Source organism: Streptomyces sp. NPDC001351 (genome assembly GCF_042896045.1).
GTDB lineage: Bacteria > Actinomycetota > Actinomycetes > Streptomycetales > Streptomycetaceae > Streptomyces.
Genome location: NZ_JBIAWS010000021.1, coordinates 1 through 19564, shown reverse-complemented (window position 1 = coordinate 19564; position 19564 = coordinate 1). Strand labels below are relative to the sequence as shown.

Here is a 19564-nt window from a genome sequence, read left to right as displayed (position 1 = left end):
GACATGACCATGCGGCCCGAGAACTCACCGACCCCGTCCGGCTCTTCGCCGGAGCGAGGCGTGCTGGACGAGGCACTCGAACCGGAGCAGATACGTTCCCTGAACTCCGCGCTGCGCAAGCTGTCCGAGAACGACGGCGTCGGAAAGGACCTCCAGGACGCGGCGAAGAAGCTGCTCTCCGGCCGTCTGCCCCTGCGCGACGCCCTCGACGACCCCGCGGTGGCCCACGCCCTGGGCGGCGGCATGGCATCCCTGCGCGGCCAGTGGGAGTCGCTCTCCGAGGAGGAACGCGACCAGGTCAGACACGGTGAGCCGCTGACCGGCGCAAGCCGGCCCGGTGACCCGTCCGAGCCGAGGAGGTCGGAGGCGGAGGGCCAGTCGTCACCCACCGGCAAGAAGAACCAGGGCCGTCACAGCGGCGGTTTCTCGCTGTACTGATCACCGCATCCACCGGCGGCGCCGTGCTCGGCCCCGACCCTCGGGGGTGCGGGGCCGCAGTGCCTATTCGGCCGAAACCCCGCCGTTGTGCGGGGCGGGCTCCAGGTCGAACTCCCCGTCCCGCGCGCCCAGCACGAACGCCCGCCACTCCGCCTCGGTGTACCGCAGCACCGTGTCGGGATCGAGGGACGACCGCATGGCCACGGCGCCCTCGGGCAGGTACGCGATCTCGACCCGCTCCTCGTGCTCCTCGGTACCGGGCGCGCTGTGCCACTCCACGCCGGAGATGTCGAGGGCGTACAGCTCGTCCCGCTCCCGCTCCTTGCGCGCCTTGATCTGTTCTGCCGTCTCCGCCATGGTGCGGGGCCTCTTCCTGACATGTGAACCACGTACGCGTCTCAGCCTACGTGCGGGCACCACGCATCCGCCGCGGATCAGGTGTTTTGCGTCTTGACGACCATGGTCTGTGATACCCCGGGCGGCAGCTTCACCTGACCGTCGAACTCGGCGGTCGTCTTCCGCCAGATGTCGACCTGCTCGGCCTCGTTCTGTTCGTGGGCCACGCCCATCTTGGTGAAGGCGACGCCCATGCCCGCCAGCCGCTCCGCCAGGCTGCCCATCGACTGGTACATGCCGTCGCGCAGACCCTCGTAGGCGACACCGAACTTCTCGCCGATGTCGTCGTCGCCCCACGGCGGGGTGTCGCCCTGTTCCAGCGCGGTCAGCCCGTTCTGCAGCGCGGTCACGGCCTTCGAGAAGTCCTGGCCGACCGAGTACATGGTGAAGCCCTCGGTCTTGAGGACCTCGGGATCGGAATCCATCTGGTCCGACGGCACAACTGCCCCCCGTGGCTCGTCCGTTCAAGTTCTCTCCTGCAACGCCACCATAGCGGCCCGCACTGACAACGCAGGAGGGGGCGGCACCCGCGCGGGTACCGCCCCCTCCTGCAGCCACAGCCGCAACCGGAGCCTCAGAACCGGGCCGGCAGCCAGCCCGTCTGAATCAGCTGTCCACCGCGTCGCCGCGTGTGGAAGTACCCGCGTCCGGGCGGCAGTTGGGATGCGGTGATGTTGCCGAGCAGCGCACCCTCCGACCGGTCGCCGGACAGCACCAGACCCTGGGCGCCGAGTTCGCGCATCCGCTGCATCACGGGCTCGTACAGCGACCTGCTGGCGCCGCCCGAGGAGCGCGCGATGATGATGCGCAGACCGACGTCACGGGCGAACGGCAGGTACTCCAGGAGCGGGGCCAGCGGGTTCACGCCGGTCGCCACCAGGTCGTAGTCGTCGACGATGACGAAGGCGTCCGGGCTGCTGTACCAGGAGCGGTTGCGCAACTGCTCGGGCGTGACGTCCGGGCCCGGCATACGCCGGTGCATCGAACCGGCGAGGCCCTCCAGCGTCTCCGTCAGGGCGGGCGCCGAGGCGCAGTACCGCGACAGATGCGAGTCGGGCACGCCCTCCAGGTGCGCACGCCGGTAGTCACCCATGACGATCTTCGCCTGGTCCGGCGTGTAGCGCTCGGTGATCTGCTTGATGAGCAGCCTCAGCATCGCGGACTTACCGGACTCGCTCTCACCGAACACGATGAACAGCGGGTCGGTCTCGAAGTCGACGAAGACCGGCGCGAGCGAGGACTCGTCGATGCCGATGGCGACACCGCGGTCCGGGTGTTCGAACCCCTTGGGCAGCCGGTCCGACGGCAGCATGGTGGGCAGCAGTCGTACGGCCGGGGCGTGGTTGCCCTGCCAGTTGTCGTTGATGCCGCGGATGAGGATCGACGTCGCCTCGGACAGGTCCTCGGTCGCCGAGGAGCCGTCGACCCGGGGCAGAGCGGTCATGAAGTGCAGCTTGTCCTGCGTCAGACCGCGGCCCGGTACCGCCGCCGGGACGTTCTGCGCGATCTTGCGGTCGACCTCGGACTCCGTCGGGTCACCGAGCCTGAGCTCGATGCGGTTCTGCAGCATGTCCTTGAGCGCGGGCCGCACCTCGGTGTAGCGGCTCGCGGTCAGGATCACGTGCACACCGAAGCCGAGACCGCGCGTCGCGATCTCCGTGACGGTGGACTCCAGCAGCTCGTAGTCCGTCTTGAAGGTGGCCCAGCCGTCGATGACGAGGAAGACGTCACCCCAGATCTGGTCGGGCAGATGGCCCGCGGCCCGGCGCTGCCGGTAGGTCTGGATCGAGTCGACGTTGTTCGCGCGGAAGTACTCCTCGCGTGCGTTGAGGATCCCCTCGACCTCGCTGACCGTACGGCGCACCTTCTCGGCGTCGAGACGGTTGGCGACCCCGCCGACGTGCGCCAGGTCCTCCATCGCGATCAGAGTGCCACCGCCGAAGTCCAGGCAGTAGAACTGCACTTCGGACGGAGTGTGGGTGAGCGCGAACGAGGAGATCAGCGAACGCAGCAGCGTCGACTTGCCGGACTGCGGACCGCCCACGAACAGACCGTGGCCCGCACCGCCGGAGAAGTCCCGGTACAGCACGTCGCGCCGCTGCTCGAACGGCTTGTCCACCAGGCCGACCGGCACATTGAGCCGGCCCAGCGCCGTGTAGTCGGGCGCGGTCAGGCCGCGCTCCGGGTGGACGGCGAGCTGGGGCAGGAGCTGCTCCAGCGAGGGCGCCTCCTCCAGCGGCGGCAGCCACACCTGGTGGGCGGGCGGTCCCTGGTTGACCATCCGGCTGACGAGGACGTCCAGGACGGTGTCGGCGAGCGCGTCGTCCACCCGGTTGTCGGGCTCCGGCTCCTCGACCACCGGCTGCGGGGGCAGCGCCACATGCTCCGCCGTGAACAGCGCGGGCCGCAGCTGCGTCGAGCGGTGCACCCGGGAGGGACCCTCGCCGTGGTACGGCCCCGACACGTACGCCGCCTTGAAGCGGACCATGGTGTCGGTGTCGTAGCGCAGATAACCGGAACCGGGGATCGACGGCAGGTGGTAGGCGTCCGGGACACCGATCGCCGTACGCGACTCGGCGGCGGAGAAGGTCCGCAGACCGATCCGGTACGAGAGGTAGGTGTCCAGGCCGCGCAGCTTGCCCTCCTCCAGGCGCTGCGAGGCCAGCAGCAGGTGGATGCCCAGCGAACGGCCGATACGGCCGATCTGGATGAACATGTCGATGAAGTCGGGCTTGGCGGTGAGGAGTTCGGAGAACTCGTCGAGCACGATCACCAGCGACGCCATCGGTTCGAGGGCGGCGCCGGCGGCCCGGGCCTTCTCGTAGTCGTGCAGGTTGGCGTAGTTGCCGGCCGAGCGCAGCAGCTCCTGGCGGCGCTGCGTCTCACCCATGATCGAGTCGCGCATGCGGTCGACGAGGGTGAGGTCGTCCGCGAGGTTGGTGATGACGGCCGCGGTGTGCGGCATGTCCGCCATACCCGCGAAGGTCGCGCCGCCCTTGAAGTCCGCGAGGATGAAGTTCAGGGTCTCCGAGGAGTGCGTCACCGCGAGACCGAGCACCAGCGTGCGCAGCACCTCGGACTTGCCGGAGCCGGTCGCGCCGACGCACAGGCCGTGCGGGCCCATGCCCTCCTGCGAGGCCTCCTTGAGGTCCAGCATGACCGGCTCGCCGTTCTCGCCGACACCGATCGGCACCCGCAGCCGCTCGTGCAGCGTGCGCGGCCGCCAGGTGCGGGAGACCTCGACGGTGCCCGCGTCGCCGATGCCCATCAGGTCGGTGAAGTCCAGGTTGGAGAGCAGGGGTTCGCCCTCCTCCGCGGAACCGACCCGGAAGGGCGCCAGCTGCCGCGCCAGGGACTCGGCCTGCTCCGGGTTCAGCACATCGGGCTTGCCGGTGTACGCCGACTCGTGGCCGACGAACAGCTGCATCCGCTCCGGCTTCACATACGCCGTCAGACCGGCGCGCAGCTCCTCCTCCAGCTCGCCCGGGGCGATCTCCAGGAAGGTGACGCCCTGGAGCCCTTCGGAACTGGCGAGTTCGGAGTCCGGCGGCACGGTGCCGCCGTCGAGGACCACGATCAGATGCGGCTGGTCGTAGACGGGGGTCGCCTCACGGTTCCAGCGGGGCCGGTCGTCCAACTGGCCCGCCAGCGCCTCCTCCAGCTCCCCGAGGTCGTCGAAGAGGAGCCGGGCCGAGCCCGCCCCGTCCTTGGCCTTCGGGTGCTGGCTGTGCGGCAGCCACTTGATCCAGTCCCAGTCCGCCGCCGCGGACGGGTGTGCCACCACGGCGACCATCAGGTCTTCCGGCGAGTGCAGCGTCGCCAACTGGGAAATGGTCGCGCGGGCGTTGCCGTAGACCGTGTCCGTGTCGCCGCAGATCGTCACGTGGTAGAAGGCGCGCAGCGAGATGGAGACCGGCAGGTCGTGCAGGCTGCCGTGGGCGTCGAGGAACGCCTTCATGGCCGCCGCGGTCAGCGGCTCCAGCTCCTCCTTGGGCGCCGTGTCCGGGGCGACGAGCGGCGTGTTCAGCTGCTGGACGCCGCGGCCGATCCGTACCGAGGCGAAGTCCGCGTCGGTCGGGCGCCGCTCCCACAGGCGTTTGCCGTCGGCCGCCACCGCCCACAGCTGCTCCGGGTCCGGGTGCTGGAAGAGCTGGCTGCGCCGCTGCAGTTCGGCCGTCTTGTGCACGTCCTTGCGGACCTGCTCCAGATAGCGGAAGTAGTCACGACGGTCCTGCGCCATCCCGGCGCCGCCGCCCTGCCGGGACTTGGCGAACTGCGCGATGGCCATGGCCAGCGTCGAGGCGAGCATCAGCCCGCCGACCACCCTCATGTAAGGGGGGAGGTTGGGCATGAAGAAGAAGCCGACGGAACCCAGCATGCCCATCATGGGCAGCAGGTTCATCAGCATGCTCTCGTCGCCCTCACGAGGGATCTCGGGGGGCGTCTCCAGTTTGACCTCGCCGTCCGGTACCACCGGGGGTGGTATCCGCGGTGGCCGTTTGATGATGACGACGCTCACCGATGCACTCATCCTTCGTGATTGAAACGTCCTGGCATCGACGCCCCCGTGTACCGCGACGTGTTCCCGTTCGCGTAGGCGTCGTTCGCGTTGGCGTCGATCCTACTGATGCCCTCGGACCGCAGGAGAGCCAGGAGGATGGAGATGCGGAGGGGGTAAGGGGAGAATTGAGGGAGGCAGCCCCAACACCCCGTACGGCTAGGGATAGGGTGGCGCTTCGCGTCGTACGAACTGCATGAAGCAGCCTTGTCCAACAGGGGGAACACCAGGTGAGCACGGGGACTTCGACAGGTTTCTGCCGAATCACCATCGCAGCGCCGGACAGCCGAGTCGATGTCGCGCTGCCGGAGGACCTGCCGATCCAGGACCTCTTTCCTGAGATCATCAGGCTCTCGGGCCTGGCCCAGTCGGACACCAGTCTCGCCGGTTATCACCTGGTGACCCGCGAGGGTCAGGTGCTCGACGCGAGCCGATCGTTGCTGGAGCACCGGGTCAGGGACGGCGAGGTGCTGCTGCTGCGGACCTTCGCCGACTCCCTGCCGCCGGCCGTCCACGACGACGTCGTGGACGCCATCGCCGCCGCGGTCAAGCAGGACATCCGCAGCTGGAACGACAACCTGATGCGGGTGGCCGGTCTCGTCGCCGGTTCGCTGCTGCTGGTCATGCTCGGCTTCGTCTTCTGGTTCGCGGACCCGATCCGGCACGACATGCACGGCCTGCAGGGCATCCTCGCCGGCGTGACCGCGCTCGGCCTGACGGCACTCGCCGGTGTACGGGCCCGGGTGTACGACGACCGGGGCTCCGCCGTCGCGCTCGGCATCTCGGCGCTGCCGCACGCGCTCATCGCGGGCTCCGGCGTCCTCGCGCAGGGCGCGCACGAAGGCCCCGGAAGGCTCCAGTTCCTCGTCGGCTGCGTCGCCGTACTGCTGCTCTCCGTCGTACTGATCATGCTGCTGCCGCAGGGCGACGCCCCGTTCGTGGCCGCCGCGCTGGCCTCCGCGATCGGCACGCTCGCCGTGTTCTGCGGTGTGCTCACGGATGCGGCGCCGCGGGAGATCGCCGCGGGTACCTCGGTGGTCGCCCTGGCGGTCGTCGGCTTCCTGCCCGGCTGGTCGGCCCGGTTCGCCAAGCTGCCGATCGGCTTCCGCAACCCCGAGGACCTCGCCCGGGCCCGCCGCGAGGGCCGCGAGGGCGACCTCGAGGCCGTCGACGTCCAGCGCATCGTCGCCCAGACCAGCCGCGGCCACGAACTGCTGCTCGGCCTGGTCGGTGGCTGCGCCGCCGTCATCGTGGGCGCGGGCGGCGCGGTACTCGGCTTCAGCGACAGCGGCTGGGCCCAGCTGCTGGCCCTGTGCACCGGCCTCGCCGCGATGCTGCGGGCACGTCTGTTCCGCTACACCGCCCAGGTCACCTGCCTGTTCGTGGCCGGTGTCGTCACGCTCGGCCTGCTGGTCCTCGGCCTTGCGATCTCACCGCCGGCCGACATCATCATCCAGCTGCTCCAGAACAACCACGGCCCGGTCAACGTACGGACCCTGTGGCTCGGTGCCTCGGTCGCGGCCGGTGTGCTGCTCCTGATCGCGATCGCCCTGATCGTGCCGCAGAAGGGCCTCTCCCCGTTCTGGGGCCGCATGCTCGACCTCGCGGACTCGCTGGTCCTGCTCTCCCTGGTCCCGGTCTGCCTGGCGGTCCTCGACGTCTACGGCAAGGTCCGCGGCGGCATCGGGAACTGAGACCCGCCCGCCTGCACACCTCCACGCCCCACACCCTGCACGCAGGGCGTGGGGCGTCGGCGTGAGCACTGCAACGGAATCCGCGCCCCCGTGCACAGGAAAACTCCACAGGAAAAGGACCCGCGCGTGAGCTTCGGCCCGCCCCCTCCCATGTACGCCCAGCCCGCCCCGCCCGCACAGCCGCCACTGCAGAAGCGCCGCCCGAAGTGGCCCCTGGCGCTGCTCGCACTCGTGCTGGTCGCGGCCCTCGGCACCGGCGGCTGGCTCCTGTGGGGTGCCGGCGGCGCGAAGACCTCGAACGGCGCGGCCACCCGCCAGGGACCGCTCGACATCAGGGAGACCGTCGAGAAGAGGCCCGCGAGCCCCACCGGAAAGATGGCCTTCCGCTTCTCCGTGGACGACCTCAGCCCGGGCGAGCACTACCAGATGCCCGGCATGTGGGCCACGGACAAGATCATCGCCAAGGGCATCAACAAGACGGTTGTCGGCCTGCGCATAGGCACCGACGCCGCCCCCGGCGACGAGAAGTGGAAGCTGCCCCTCGACGGCCCGATCTGCGGCTACACCCGCCACGTGACCAACGACCACCGCACGGCCGTCCTCTTCCGCGCCAACGACCGGGGCAACGCCTTCTGCAACCACGTGGCCTTCTTCGACCTCGACGACGGCCGTGAGATCTGGGACGCCGACTTCCCCGTCTCCGAACTGGGCGACGGCCACGGCATGGCGACGGGCGGCGACTCGCAGGACACCCCGAGCGTGACCCTGGTGCACGGCACGGTCGTCGTCACCTGGGGCGGCGGCACGGACGCGTACCGCATGAAGGACGGCACGCGCGCGTGGGAGACGATTTCCGCCGGCTCCTGCCAGGACATGGGCGCGGCGGGCGGAGGCGCCCTGCTCGTCCGCCAGCAGTGCTGGAACGACAAGGCCCCCGCCGACTCGACGGACGCCACCACCTACAAGGCACGCAAGGTGGACCCGGCAACCGGCAGGGTCCTGTGGACGTACGCCGCCGCGAAGGGCATCCGCGACCTGAACATCCCCTCCGCCGAGCCGCCCGTGCTCGCCGTCCAGGCCGGCGGGATCGGCATCTCCGAGATGCTCTCCCTCGGCACCTCGGGCAAGCCCCGCGCCGTCATCCGCCTCCAGAACGGCACCTACGTCGGCGAGTGCTCGTACGACGACTACCTGAACACCGAGGACTGCCCGACCATCGCCGTCGGCGACGGCCAGGTCTTCCTGCGCAGCAAGGACTCGGGCGAGCTGATCAACTCCAACTGGATCATCGGCTTCGACCTGACGACCGGAAAGACCACCAAGAAGTACGACTCCGGCCCCGGCTCCCTGCTGTACCCGGTCCGGATGAGCGGCGGCAGACTCCTCGCCGTACGCGTGACCGACCAGCACGTCATGCCCTCGGGACTGGTCAGCCTGGACCCGCGGACCGGCACGGAGACCCCGTACCTCTACTTCGACCTCCCCCAGGAGGCCGATCTGATGACGATGACGGACTACAACGACATCGTCGTCCAGGACGGCCGCGTCTTCTTCGGCGTCAAGAAGGTCGACGGACCCGCCAAGGGGCAGCCCAAGTGGGTGTATCTCGTCCTGGGCATCGAGAGCATGGCCGTGAAGTAGCGGCCCCACCGGCTGGTACCCTGTGTGACGGCCGTTTGTGTACGCACCCCCGGAGCCCCCGCAGGTTCACCTGCAGGACCTGGAGGCCGCGCCCAGCGGATCCCCGCCTCCCGAGTAACGGAAGCTCCCCCGAGACAAAGACCGGGGGCACTCGGTGGCAACTTTGAAGACTACGAGGAGTACGAGTGTCGCTCGACGCCGCAACGAAGAAGCAGATCATCACCGAGTTCGGCCAGAAGGAGGGCGACACCGGCTCCCCCGAGGTCCAGGTCGCCATGCTCTCGCGCCGGATCTCGGACCTGACCGAGCACCTCAAGACCCACAAGCACGACCACCACTCCCGTCGTGGTCTGCTGATCCTGGTCGGTCAGCGCCGTCGCCTGCTGCAGTACCTCGCCAAGAAGGACATCCAGCGCTTCCGTACGCTGGTCGACCGCCTCGGCATCCGCCGTGGTGCGGCGGGCGCCAAGTAGGACGCCGTGCAGGGGGAGCGGTTCCCGAAGGGTCGGGACCGCTCCCTTTGCCGTACGTGCGGAAACGTCCGTACGTACGGAAACATGCGGAGTGTCACTGCCCCTTTGTAGTGTGGTAGCACAACGCAAGACGTACGACACAGCGAGAAGCGCACCTCGCCGCCGCCGGTCCTCGGTAGTGGCCCCCGGGGGAAGTGAGCCCCGGGTGCTTCGATCGAAGACCGGCCCGCACCAGTGGAGCGCTTCTCCGTGACGGTCCTCCTGCCACACGGGCAGACAAGGACAAAAGACGAAAAGTATCGGAGAAAACGCTAGTGGAGAACGAGACCCACTACGCCGAGGCCGTCATCGACAACGGCTCCTTCGGCACCCGCACCATCCGCTTCGAGACGGGCCGCCTGGCCAAGCAGGCCGCCGGCTCCGCCGTGGCGTACCTGGACGACGACACCATGGTGCTGTCGGCCACCACCGCCTCCAAGAACCCCAAGGACCAGCTCGACTTCTTCCCGCTGACGGTGGACGTCGAGGAGCGGATGTACGCCGCCGGCAAGATCCCCGGCAGCTTCTTCCGCCGTGAGGGCCGCCCCTCCGAGGACGCGATCCTCACCTGTCGGCTCATCGACCGCCCGCTGCGCCCGTCCTTCAAGAAGGGCCTGCGCAACGAGATCCAGGTCGTCGCCACGATCATGGCCCTCAACCCCGACCACCTGTACGACGTCGTGGCGATCAACGCCGCGTCCGCGTCCACGCAGCTGGCCGGTCTGCCCTTCTCCGGCCCGATCGGCGGCGTCCGCGTCGCGCTGATCAACAACCAGTGGGTCGCGTTCCCGACGCACTCCGAGCTCGAGGACGCCGTCTTCGACATGGTCGTCGCGGGCCGCGTCCTGGAGGACGGCGACGTCGCGATCATGATGGTCGAGGCCGAGGCCACCGAGAAGACCATCCAGCTGGTCAAGGGCGGCGCCGAGGCCCCGACCGAGGAGGTCGTCGCCGCCGGTCTGGAAGCCGCGAAGCCCTTCATCAAGGTGCTCTGCAAGGCCCAGGCCGACCTGGCGTCGAAGGCCGCCAAGCCGACCGGCGAGTTCCCGATCTTCCTCGACTACCAGGACGACGTCCTGGAGGCGCTCACCGGTGCCGTCAAGCCGGAGCTCGCCTCCGCGCTGACCATTGCCGGCAAGCAGGAGCGCGAGGCCGAGCTGGACCGCGTCAAGGCGCTTGCCGCCGAGAAGCTCCTGCCGGAGTTCGAGGGCCGCGAGAAGGAGATCTCCGCCGCGTACCGCTCGCTCACCAAGCAGCTGGTCCGTGAGCGCGTGATCAAGGAGAAGAAGCGCATCGACGGCCGCGGTGTCACCGACATCCGCACCCTGGCCGCCGAGGTCGAGGCCATCCCGCGCGTGCACGGTTCCGCGGTGTTCGAGCGTGGCGAGACCCAGATCCTGGGCGTCACCACCCTCAACATGCTCCGTATGGAGCAGCAGCTGGACACCCTCTCCCCGGTGACCCGCAAGCGCTACATGCACAACTACAACTTCCCGCCGTACTCCACCGGCGAGACCGGCCGCGTCGGCTCCCCGAAGCGCCGCGAGATCGGCCATGGCGCCCTCGCCGAGCGCGCTCTCGTGCCGGTCCTGCCGACGCGCGAGGAGTTCCCCTACGCGATCCGCCAGGTCTCCGAGGCGCTGAGCTCCAACGGCTCGACGTCCATGGGCTCGGTCTGCGCCTCCACCATGTCGCTGCTGAACGCCGGTGTGCCGCTGAAGGCCCCCGTCGCCGGTATCGCCATGGGCCTCATCTCCCAGGAGATCGAGGGCGAGACGCACTACGTCACCCTCACCGACATCCTCGGTGCGGAGGACGCCTTCGGCGACATGGACTTCAAGGTCGCCGGCACCAAGGAGTTCGTGACCGCGCTCCAGCTGGACACCAAGCTGGACGGCATCCCGGCCTCCGTCCTGGCCGCGGCCCTCAAGCAGGCCCGTGACGCCCGCCTCCACATCCTCGACGTGATGATGGAAGCGATCGACACCCCGGACGAGATGTCCCCGAACGCCCCGCGGATCATCACCGTCAAGATCCCCGTGGACAAGATCGGTGAGGTCATCGGCCCCAAGGGCAAGATGATCAACCAGATCCAGGAGGACACCGGCGCCGAGATCACGATCGAGGACGACGGCACCATCTACATCGGTGCCGCCGACGGCCCGGCCGCCGAGGCCGCCCGCGCCACGATCAACGGCATCGCCAACCCGACCATGCCGGAGGTCGGCGAGCGCTACCTGGGCACCGTCGTGAAGACGACGACCTTCGGTGCGTTCGTGTCGCTGCTCCCGGGCAAGGACGGTCTGCTGCACATCTCGCAGATCCGCAAGCTCGCGGGCGGCAAGCGCGTGGAGAACGTCGAGGACGTCGTCGGCGTGGGCCAGAAGGTCCAGGTCGAGATCGCCGAGATCGACTCCCGCGGCAAGCTCTCCCTGATCCCGGTCATCGAGGGCGAAGAAGGCGACGACGACAAGAAGGACGACGGCGACAAGTGACGCCCCGTGGCTTCGAGGCGACGGCCCGCACCTCCTCGGAGGCGCGGGCCGTCGCCCGTACCCAAACCCTCATCAAGGGCGAGAACGGCATCGGCACGGTCCGCAAGACCACCCTCCCGGGCGGTCTGCGCATCGTCACCGAGACCCTGCCCTCGGTCCGCTCCGCGACCTTCGGCATCTGGGCGCACGTCGGCTCCCGCGACGAGACCCCGGCCCTGAACGGCGCCACGCACTACCTGGAGCACCTGCTCTTCAAGGGCACCTCCCGCCGTAGCGCGCTGGACATCTCCTCCGCCATCGACGCGGTCGGCGGCGAGATGAACGCGTTCACGGCGAAGGAGTACACGTGCTACTACGCGCGCGTGCTCGACACCGACCTGCCCCTCGCCATCGACGTCGTCTGCGACATGCTCACGGGCTCGCTGATACTCGAGGAGGACGTCAACGTCGAGCGCGGCGCGATCCTCGAAGAGATCGCGATGACCGAGGACGACCCGGGCGACTGTGTGCACGACCTGTTCGCGCACACGATGTTCGGCGACAACCCCCTCGGCCGCCCCGTCCTCGGCACGGTCGACACCGTCAACGCCCTCACCGCGGACCGCATCCGCCGCTTCTACAAGAAGCACTACGACCCCACCCACCTGGTCGTGGCGGCCGCCGGCAACATCGACCACAACAAGGTCGTACGACAGGTCCGCGCGGCCTTCGAGAAGGCGGGCGCCTTCAAGAACGACGCGGCGGCCCCCATCGCCCCGCGCGACGGCAGCCGCACCATCCGCACCGCGGGCCGCGTCGAACTGCTCGGCCGCAAGACCGAACAGGCACATGTCGTCCTCGGTATGCCGGGCCTCGCCCGCACCGACGAGCGCCGCTGGGCCCTCGGCGTGCTGAACACGGCCCTCGGCGGCGGCATGTCCTCCCGCCTGTTCCAGGAGGTCCGCGAGAAGCGCGGCCTGGCCTACAGCGTGTACTCGTACACCTCGGGCTTCGCCGACTGCGGCCTGTTCGGCGTGTACGCCGGCTGCCGGCCCTCGCAGGTCCACGGCGTGCTGAAGATCTGCCGCGACGAACTCGACCACGTCGCCGAGCACGGCCTGTCCGACGAAGAGATCGGCCGCGCCATCGGCCAGCTCCGCGGTTCGACGGTCCTGGGCCTGGAGGACACGGGCGCGCTGATGAACCGTATCGGCAAGAGCGAACTGTGCTGGGGCGAGCAGATGTCCGTCGACGACATGCTGGCCCGGATAGCCTCGGTCACCCCGGACGACGTCCGCTCGGTCGCGCGCGACATCCTGGGACAGCGGCCTTCGCTGTCGGTCATCGGCCCGCTGAAGGACAAGCAGGCGTCCCGTCTGCACGAAGCGGTCGCGTAAATCCCCCTGGTAAGTCCTCCCCCTAGGAAGCAAGAAGATGAGCAAGCTGCGCGTGGCGGTCCTCGGTGCCAAGGGCCGGATCGGCTCGGAGGCGGTACGGGCCGTCGAGGCGGCCGAGGACATGGAGCTGGTGGCCGCCCTCGGCCGCGGCGACAAGCTGGAGACGCTGGCGGAGACCGGCGCCCAGGTCGCCGTCGAACTGACCACGCCCGCCTCGGTGATGGAGAACCTCGAGTACTGCGTGGGCCACGGCATCCACGCGGTCGTCGGTACGACGGGCTGGACCGACGAGCGCCTCGCGCAGCTGGGCGGCTGGCTGGCCGCCTCCCCGGAGACGGGCGTGCTGATCGCGCCCAACTTCTCCATCGGCGCCGTACTGACGATGAAGTTCGCGCAGATCGCCGCGCCCTACTTCGAGTCCGTCGAGGTCATCGAGCTGCACCACCCGAAGAAGGTCGACGCCCCCTCCGGAACCGCCACGCGCACGGCCCAGCTCATCGCCGAGGCGCGCCGCGCCGCAGGCACCGCCCCGGCGCCGGACGCCACGGAGACCGCCCTGGACGGGGCCCGCGGCGCCACCGTCGACGGGGTCCCCGTGCACTCCGTCCGCCTGCGCGGCCTGCTCGCCCACCAGGAGGTCCTGCTCGGCGGAGAGGGCGAGACGCTGACCGTCCGGCACGACTCGCTCCACCACAGCAGCTTCATGCCGGGCATCCTGCTCGGCGCCCGCCGCGTGGTGACCGCCCCGGGCCTGACCTTCGGGCTGGAACACTTCCTGGACCTGGGCTGACACCGTCATGCGAGCCAAGCTGTCCTACGCCATAACGGCCGCCGTCCTGGTCTTCTACTTCGTCCTGGTCGGCAGCCGCGGCGTCATGCTCATCCAGTCCGGCACGGTCCTCACCGTCACCTTCGGGGTGGCGGTGCTGATCCTGCCGGTGATCGGCCTGTGGTTCCTGTGGAAGAACACCCAGTTCGTCCGCAAGGCCAACGCCCTCGCCGCCGAACTCGACGCCGAGGGCGGCCTGCCCGTCGACGAGCTGAAGCGCACCCCCGGCGGCCGTATCGACCGCGACTCGGCCGACGAGGTCTTCGCCAGGCGCAAGGCCGAGACGGAAGCGGCTCCCGACGACTGGCGCAGCTGGTTCCGCCTCGCCGTCGCCTACCACGACGCCCGCGACACCCCACGCGCCCGCAAGGCGATGCAACGTGCCATCGCCCTGCACGACGGAAGGCCCGTCGAAGCGTAGCTGCGGGCCGTCGCGCCGCTGGGGCCGCACCCGTCCCGCACAAGGGGGGCACCTCTCAGCGAGCAGCGCCCGACCCGGCCCCCGGGCCGCACCGGCACCCGGCGCCGTTCGGTCAGCCGCGCCTGTTCTCCGCCGCCCACGCCTCGATCGTGTCCGCAGCGCGGTCGAAGGACCCGGCGCGCGCCACGAAGTCGGCGTTGTGCGTGGTCAGCAGGACCGGCGCGTCCTGCGCCGGACGGTCACTGCGTACGAGGATCAGGGCCTGCCCCTGGACCGTGCGCGGCAGCCCGAGCCAGCGCACCGGCTGCTGAACCGTCCGCAGGGCGGCGACCCGCTCCCACGGCGTCGTACGCGTCCCGAAGAAGCCCACCTGGCGCAGCCCGCGCGCACTCACCCACACACCCACGCGCAGCAGCCTGAGGGAACCCGCGATGACGGCCAGCGCGACGCCGAAGACCACACCGGCCTCGGAGGCCGAAGCGGTGAACGCGATGATGACCGCGGCGAACAGCACGAAGGAGGCGAGCAGCAGCCACAGGGCCGCCACACCCACGCGCCATGGCCCGGGACGGTAGGGCCGCCGCCAGCGGTCACGGTCGTCGAAGGGCAGCGCGTCGTCCGCTGGCTCATAGGCACGGTCGGCCGTCAGGAAGGGCAGGGGCACGGCTGGTCCTCACTCAATCCATGCATGGGCTGTGCCCGGTGAGGTTATCCGCCTGTGTTCCTGGCCACCACTCGTGGGGTCCGGATGGAGTCAGTGCCCCTGGGAGGCCTGTGACTGCTGAGCCGGCGTGGAAGCGGGACTGGACAGCGCGGGCATACCGAGAACCAGCGCGCCCACCAGTCCGGCGACGATGGTGAGTCCCAGCAGCCAGCGCCCGGCTATCTGACCGGCGGACGCCCGCTGACGGGGCGGGGGAGCGACATTGCTGCGGAACCTGTCGGCTTCGGCGACGAAGGCGAACGGGACGGGTTCACGCCGACGGAACATGAGGGGAGCTTCTCCTCTCGGGATCGAACGAGTGACTGTCACCTACACAGACGGTCGAGTGCCCCAAAAGGTGCCCGGTTTCGCCGAATTCACAGAAATTCGCCGGCGTATGTCGCGACCCGGCACCGAACGCCCCGTTGTCAGTGCCGGGTCGTAGAGTGGGCGCCGCCCGAGAGAAGTGATGGAAGGGACCCTCCGAGTCGTGACCGATACCCCCGCCGACGACCTCAAGCCCAGCTTCCGCAGCGACGTCACCGTCGAGCTGGTCAAGCACACCGCGTCCGACGCCGACGTGCTCTTCGCCGCCCGCGTCTCGACCATCGGCGAGCAGTCCCTGGACGAGCTGGGCAAGGACCCCGAGCGCTCCAAGGGCCTGATCAACTACCTGATGCGCGACCGGCACGGCAGCCCGTTCGAGCACAACTCGATGACCTTCTTCATCAGCGCCCCGATCTTCGTCTTCCGCGAGTTCATGCGGCACCGCGTCGGCTGGTCGTACAACGAGGAATCGGGCCGGTACCGCCAGCTCCAGCCCGCCTTCTACGTGCCCGACGAGTCCCGGAAGCTCGTCCAGGAGGGCCGCCCCGGAAAGTACGTCTTCGTGGAGGGCACCCAGGCCCAGCAGGAACTGGTCGGCCGCGTCATGGAGGACTCGTACCGCCAGGCGTACGAGGCGTACCAGGAGATGCTCGCCGCCGGCGTCGCCCGCGAGGTCGCCCGTGCGGTCCTCCCGGTCGGTCTTTTCTCCTCCATGTACGCCACCTGCAACGCCCGCTCGCTGATGCACTTCCTCGGCCTGCGCACCCAGCACGAGCTGGCGAAGGTCCCGTCCTTCCCGCAGCGGGAGATCGAGATGGTGGGCGAGAAGATGGAGGCCGAGTGGGCCAGGCTCATGCCGCTCACCTACGCCGCCTTCAATGCGAACGGCCGCGTGGCACCGTAGCGCCCCGCGTTCCCCGGCCGGGCGCGGATGTACAGTCAGCCTCGCGAGGTGTCCGTATTGCGGCATTTGGAGAAGTTCATCTAGCCTGATCAAACGGACCCGGTACTGCTTGAACCCCCGAGCAGGCAGTACCGGGCTCCGCATTTGTCCGGACTTATCCCGTACCCCAAGGGCAGACCACGCATTGAGCACCGAGTAGCGTGTTACCCATGGCTCCGACCTCGACTCCGCAGACCCCCTTCGGGCGGGTCCTCACCGCCATGGTCACGCCCTTCACGGCGGACGGCGCACTCGACCTCGACGGCGCGCAGCGGCTCGCCACCCACTTGGTGGACGCAGGCAACGACGGCCTGATCGTCAACGGCACCACCGGCGAGTCCCCCACCACCAGTGACGCGGAGAAATCGGAGCTCGTACGAGCCGTACTGGAGGCGGTCGGCGACCGCGCCCACGTCGTGGCCGGCGTCGGGACCAACGACACCCACCACAGCATCGCGCTGGCCCAGGCCGCCGAGAAGGTGGGCGCACACGGCCTGCTGATCGTGACGCCGTACTACAACAAGCCCCCGCAGGAGGGCCTGTACCGGCACTTCACGGCGGTCGCCGACGCCGCCGAGCTGCCGGTCATGCTCTACGACATCCCCGGGCGCAGCGGCGTCCCGATCAACACCGAGACGCTGGTCCGGCTCGCGGAGCACCCGCGCATCGTGGCCAACAAGGACGCCAAGGGCGACCTCGGCCGCGCGAGCTGGGCCATCGCGCGCTCCGGGCTCGCCTGGTACTCCGGCGACGACATGCTGAACCTGCCGCTGCTCTCCGTGGGCGCGGTCGGCTTCGTCTCGGTCGTGGGCCACGTGGTCACTCCGGACCTGCGCGCCCTCGTCGACGCGTTCGTCTCCGGCGACGTCCAGAAGGCCACCGAGATCCACCAGAAGCTGCTCCCGGTCTACACCGGCATGTTCCGCACCCAGGGCGTCATGACCACGAAGGCCGCCCTCGCCCTCCAGGGCCTGCCCGCGGGCCCTCTGCGCGCACCCATGGTGGAGTGCACGCCCGAAGAGGTCGCGCAGCTCAAGATCGATCTTGCTGCGGGCGGGGTACAGCTCTAACACCAGACTTGGCACCACCACAGACTTCACAACTGAATAGCGGGCCACCGGTGCCCGCACCCCACAACGACAACTGCTACACGCACGAACGTCACGCGCGCCACGTGCCCACCGGTACGTGGCGCGTGTGGTGAGGAGAGTCTTTTGAGTCATCCGCATCCTGAACTCGGCCCGCCCCCGCCGCTCCCCGAAGGCGGCCTACGGGTCACCCCGCTCGGCGGTCTCGGCGAGATCGGCCGAAACATGACGGTCTTCGAGTACGGCGGCCGTCTTCTGATCGTCGACTGCGGCGTGCTCTTCCCCGAGGAGGAGCAGCCCGGAATCGACCTGATCCTGCCGGACTTCTCGTCCGTACGGGACCGCCTCGACGACATCGAGGGCATCGTGCTCACGCACGGCCACGAGGACCACATCGGCGGCGTCCCCTACCTCCTGCGCGAGAAGCCGGACATCCCGCTGATCGGCTCCAAGCTGACCCTCGCCCTCATCGAGGCGAAGCTCCAGGAACACCGCATCCGCCCGTACACCCTCGAGGTGGCGGAGGGGAACCGCGAACGTGTCGGCCCCTTCGACTGCGAGTTCGTCGCGGTCAACCACTCCATCCCGGACGCCCTCGCCGTGGCCATCCGCACGCCCGCGGGCATGGTGGTCCACACCGGCGACTTCAAGATGGACCAGCTCCCGCTGGACGGCCGCCTGACGGACCTCCACGCTTTCGCACGACTGAGCGAGGAGGGCATCGATCTCCTCCTCGCCGACTCGACGAACGCGGAGGTCCCCGGCTTCGTCCCGCCCGAGCGTGACATCTCCAACGTCCTGCGCCAGGTCTTCGCGAGCGCCCGCAAGCGGATCATCGTGGCGAGCTTCGCCAGCCACGTCCACCGCATCCAGCAGATCCTGGACGCGGCTCATGAGTACGGCCGCCGGGTCGCCTTCGTCGGCCGCTCGATGGTCCGCAACATGGGCATCGCACGGGACCTGGGCTACCTGAAGGTTCCGCCGGGTCTGGTCGTCGACGTGAAGACACTCGACGACCTCCCCGACAGCGAGGTCGTGCTGGTCTGCACGGGCTCGCAGGGCGAGCCCATGGCGGCCCTGTCGCGCATGGCCAACCGCGACCACCAGATCCGCATCGTCGACGGCGACACGGTGATCCTGGCGTCGTCGTTGATCCCCGGCAACGAGAACGCGGTCTACCGCGTGATCAACGGCCTGACCCGCTGGGGCGCGAACGTGGTCCACAAGGGCAATGCGAAGGTCCATGTCTCGGGCCACGCGTCCGCGGGCGAGCTTCTGTACTTCTACAACATCTGCCGCCCGAAGAACCTGATGCCGGTCCACGGCGAATGGCGCCATCTGCGCGCCAACGCCGAGTTGGGCGCCCTGACCGGTGTCCCGCACGACCGCATCGTCATCGCGGAGGACGGCGTGGTCGTCGACCTCGTCGAGGGCAAGGCCAAGATCTCGGGCAAGGTCCAGGCGGGTTACGTCTACGTCGACGGGCTCTCGGTCGGCGATGTGGGCGAGCCGGCGCTGAAGGACCGCAAGATCCTTGGCGACGAGGGCATCATCTCGGTCTTCGTCGTCGTGGATTCCTCCACCGGCAAGATCACCGGCGGCCCGCACATCCAGGCCCGCGGCTCGGGCATCGAGGACTCGGCCTTCGGCGAGGTGACCCCCAAGATCACCGAGGTGCTCGAACGCTCGGCGCAGGACGGGGTGGTGGAGCCGCACCAGCTGCAGCAACTCATCCGCCGCACCCTCGGCAAGTGGGTCTCCGACACCTATCGGCGCAGGCCAATGATCCTGCCCGTCGTGGTGGAGGTCTGACGGGCGTACGACCCCTCGTACGTGTGAACCCGGAGCGGGGCGCCTCGATTTGCATCGGGGCGCCCCGCTCCAGTACGTTTACGGCTCCGCCAGAACGGGAACCCGGCTGCCTCGTGCGCCGGAACCAGTCCCCGATCGGGGCGGGAAATCCGACTCAGAATCTCTGATAAAGTCGGAACCGCCGGAAAGGGAAACGCGAAAGCGGGAACCTGGAAAGCACCGAGGAAATCGGATCGGGAAACGGTCTGATAGAGTCGGAAACGCAAGACCGAAGGGAAACTGCCCGGAGGAAAGCCCGAGAGGGTGAGTACAAAGGAAGCGTCCGTTCCTT

General features: G+C 69.1%; 16 protein-coding genes. 11 read left to right on the top strand and 5 right to left on the bottom strand.

Annotation, left to right across the window (positions count from 1 at the left end):
- Positions 1-3: 3 nt before the first annotated feature.
- Complete coding sequence (locus tag ACFY1U_RS46030) at positions 4-438, top strand: hypothetical protein (protein ID WP_390700058.1); 435 nt, start codon at positions 4-6, stop codon at positions 436-438.
- Positions 439-501: 63 nt separating this feature from the next.
- Here the strand turns inward: ACFY1U_RS46030 and ACFY1U_RS46025 are convergent, their stop codons facing one another.
- The 3 genes from ACFY1U_RS46025 to eccCa all read right to left on the bottom strand — a co-directional run bounded on the left by ACFY1U_RS46025 (position 502) and on the right by eccCa (position 5353).
- On the bottom strand, positions 502-795 hold the full coding sequence (locus ACFY1U_RS46025; protein ID WP_390700057.1) for a DUF397 domain-containing protein: 294 nt from the start codon (positions 793-795) through the stop codon (positions 502-504).
- Between the two features lie 77 nt (positions 796-872).
- Entirely contained in the window at positions 873-1259 is a 387-nt protein-coding gene (locus tag ACFY1U_RS46020; RefSeq protein ID WP_390700056.1) for a hypothetical protein, read from the bottom strand.
- A gap of 149 nt (positions 1260-1408) precedes the next feature.
- The gene (gene eccCa, locus ACFY1U_RS46015; RefSeq protein WP_390700055.1) at positions 1409-5353 is read right to left on the bottom strand and encodes a type VII secretion protein EccCa; all 3945 of its coding nucleotides are present in this window, start codon (positions 5351-5353) and stop codon (positions 1409-1411) included.
- A gap of 269 nt (positions 5354-5622) precedes the next feature.
- Between eccCa and eccD the strand changes: the two genes are divergently transcribed.
- The 7 genes from eccD (at position 5623) to ACFY1U_RS45980 (ending at position 14360) form a co-directional block, all read left to right on the top strand.
- Positions 5623-7086, top strand: coding sequence for a type VII secretion integral membrane protein EccD (eccD, locus tag ACFY1U_RS46010; RefSeq protein WP_390700054.1), 1464 nt, complete (start codon positions 5623-5625; stop codon positions 7084-7086).
- 126 nt (positions 7087-7212) lie between these two features.
- Positions 7213-8727, top strand: coding sequence for a PQQ-binding-like beta-propeller repeat protein (locus ACFY1U_RS46005; RefSeq protein WP_390700053.1), 1515 nt, complete (start codon positions 7213-7215; stop codon positions 8725-8727).
- Positions 8728-8912: 185 nt separating this feature from the next.
- Positions 8913-9200 (top strand): 30S ribosomal protein S15, encoded by a 288-nt coding sequence (gene rpsO, locus ACFY1U_RS46000; protein WP_067301615.1) that lies wholly within the window; start codon positions 8913-8915, stop codon positions 9198-9200.
- A 314-nt stretch (positions 9201-9514) separates the two neighbouring features.
- Positions 9515-11734: a polyribonucleotide nucleotidyltransferase gene (locus ACFY1U_RS45995; protein ID WP_390700052.1), complete on the top strand. Its 2220-nt coding sequence runs from the start codon at positions 9515-9517 to the stop codon at positions 11732-11734.
- Complete coding sequence (locus ACFY1U_RS45990; protein WP_390700051.1) at positions 11731-13110, top strand: M16 family metallopeptidase; 1380 nt, start codon at positions 11731-11733, stop codon at positions 13108-13110. Before ACFY1U_RS45995 ends, ACFY1U_RS45990 begins: the two co-directional genes overlap by 4 nt.
- A gap of 37 nt (positions 13111-13147) precedes the next feature.
- Positions 13148-13900, top strand: a complete 753-nt coding sequence (gene dapB / locus ACFY1U_RS45985; RefSeq protein WP_390700050.1) for a 4-hydroxy-tetrahydrodipicolinate reductase — start codon at positions 13148-13150, stop codon at positions 13898-13900.
- Between the two features lie 7 nt (positions 13901-13907).
- Entirely contained in the window at positions 13908-14360 is a 453-nt protein-coding gene (locus tag ACFY1U_RS45980; protein WP_390700049.1) for a hypothetical protein, read from the top strand.
- Positions 14361-14472: 112 nt separating this feature from the next.
- Here the strand turns inward: ACFY1U_RS45980 and ACFY1U_RS45975 are convergent, their stop codons facing one another.
- Together ACFY1U_RS45975 and ACFY1U_RS45970 are read right to left on the bottom strand one after the other, a co-directional pair.
- Positions 14473-15024: a PH domain-containing protein gene (locus ACFY1U_RS45975; protein ID WP_390700048.1), complete on the bottom strand. Its 552-nt coding sequence runs from the start codon at positions 15022-15024 to the stop codon at positions 14473-14475.
- Between the two features lie 90 nt (positions 15025-15114).
- Positions 15115-15351 (bottom strand): hypothetical protein, encoded by a 237-nt coding sequence (locus ACFY1U_RS45970; RefSeq protein WP_390700047.1) that lies wholly within the window; start codon positions 15349-15351, stop codon positions 15115-15117.
- Between the two features lie 202 nt (positions 15352-15553).
- On the opposite strand from ACFY1U_RS45970, the gene thyX reads away from it, so the two are divergent.
- From thyX to ACFY1U_RS45955, 3 genes are all read left to right on the top strand, one after another.
- Entirely contained in the window at positions 15554-16294 is a 741-nt protein-coding gene (gene thyX / locus ACFY1U_RS45965) for an FAD-dependent thymidylate synthase (protein WP_030945118.1), read from the top strand.
- A gap of 209 nt (positions 16295-16503) precedes the next feature.
- Positions 16504-17403, top strand: coding sequence for a 4-hydroxy-tetrahydrodipicolinate synthase (dapA, locus tag ACFY1U_RS45960; protein ID WP_390700046.1), 900 nt, complete (start codon positions 16504-16506; stop codon positions 17401-17403).
- 144 nt (positions 17404-17547) lie between these two features.
- On the top strand, positions 17548-19233 hold the full coding sequence (locus tag ACFY1U_RS45955) for a ribonuclease J (RefSeq protein ID WP_390700045.1): 1686 nt from the start codon (positions 17548-17550) through the stop codon (positions 19231-19233).
- The last annotated feature ends 331 nt before the right edge of the window (positions 19234-19564 follow it).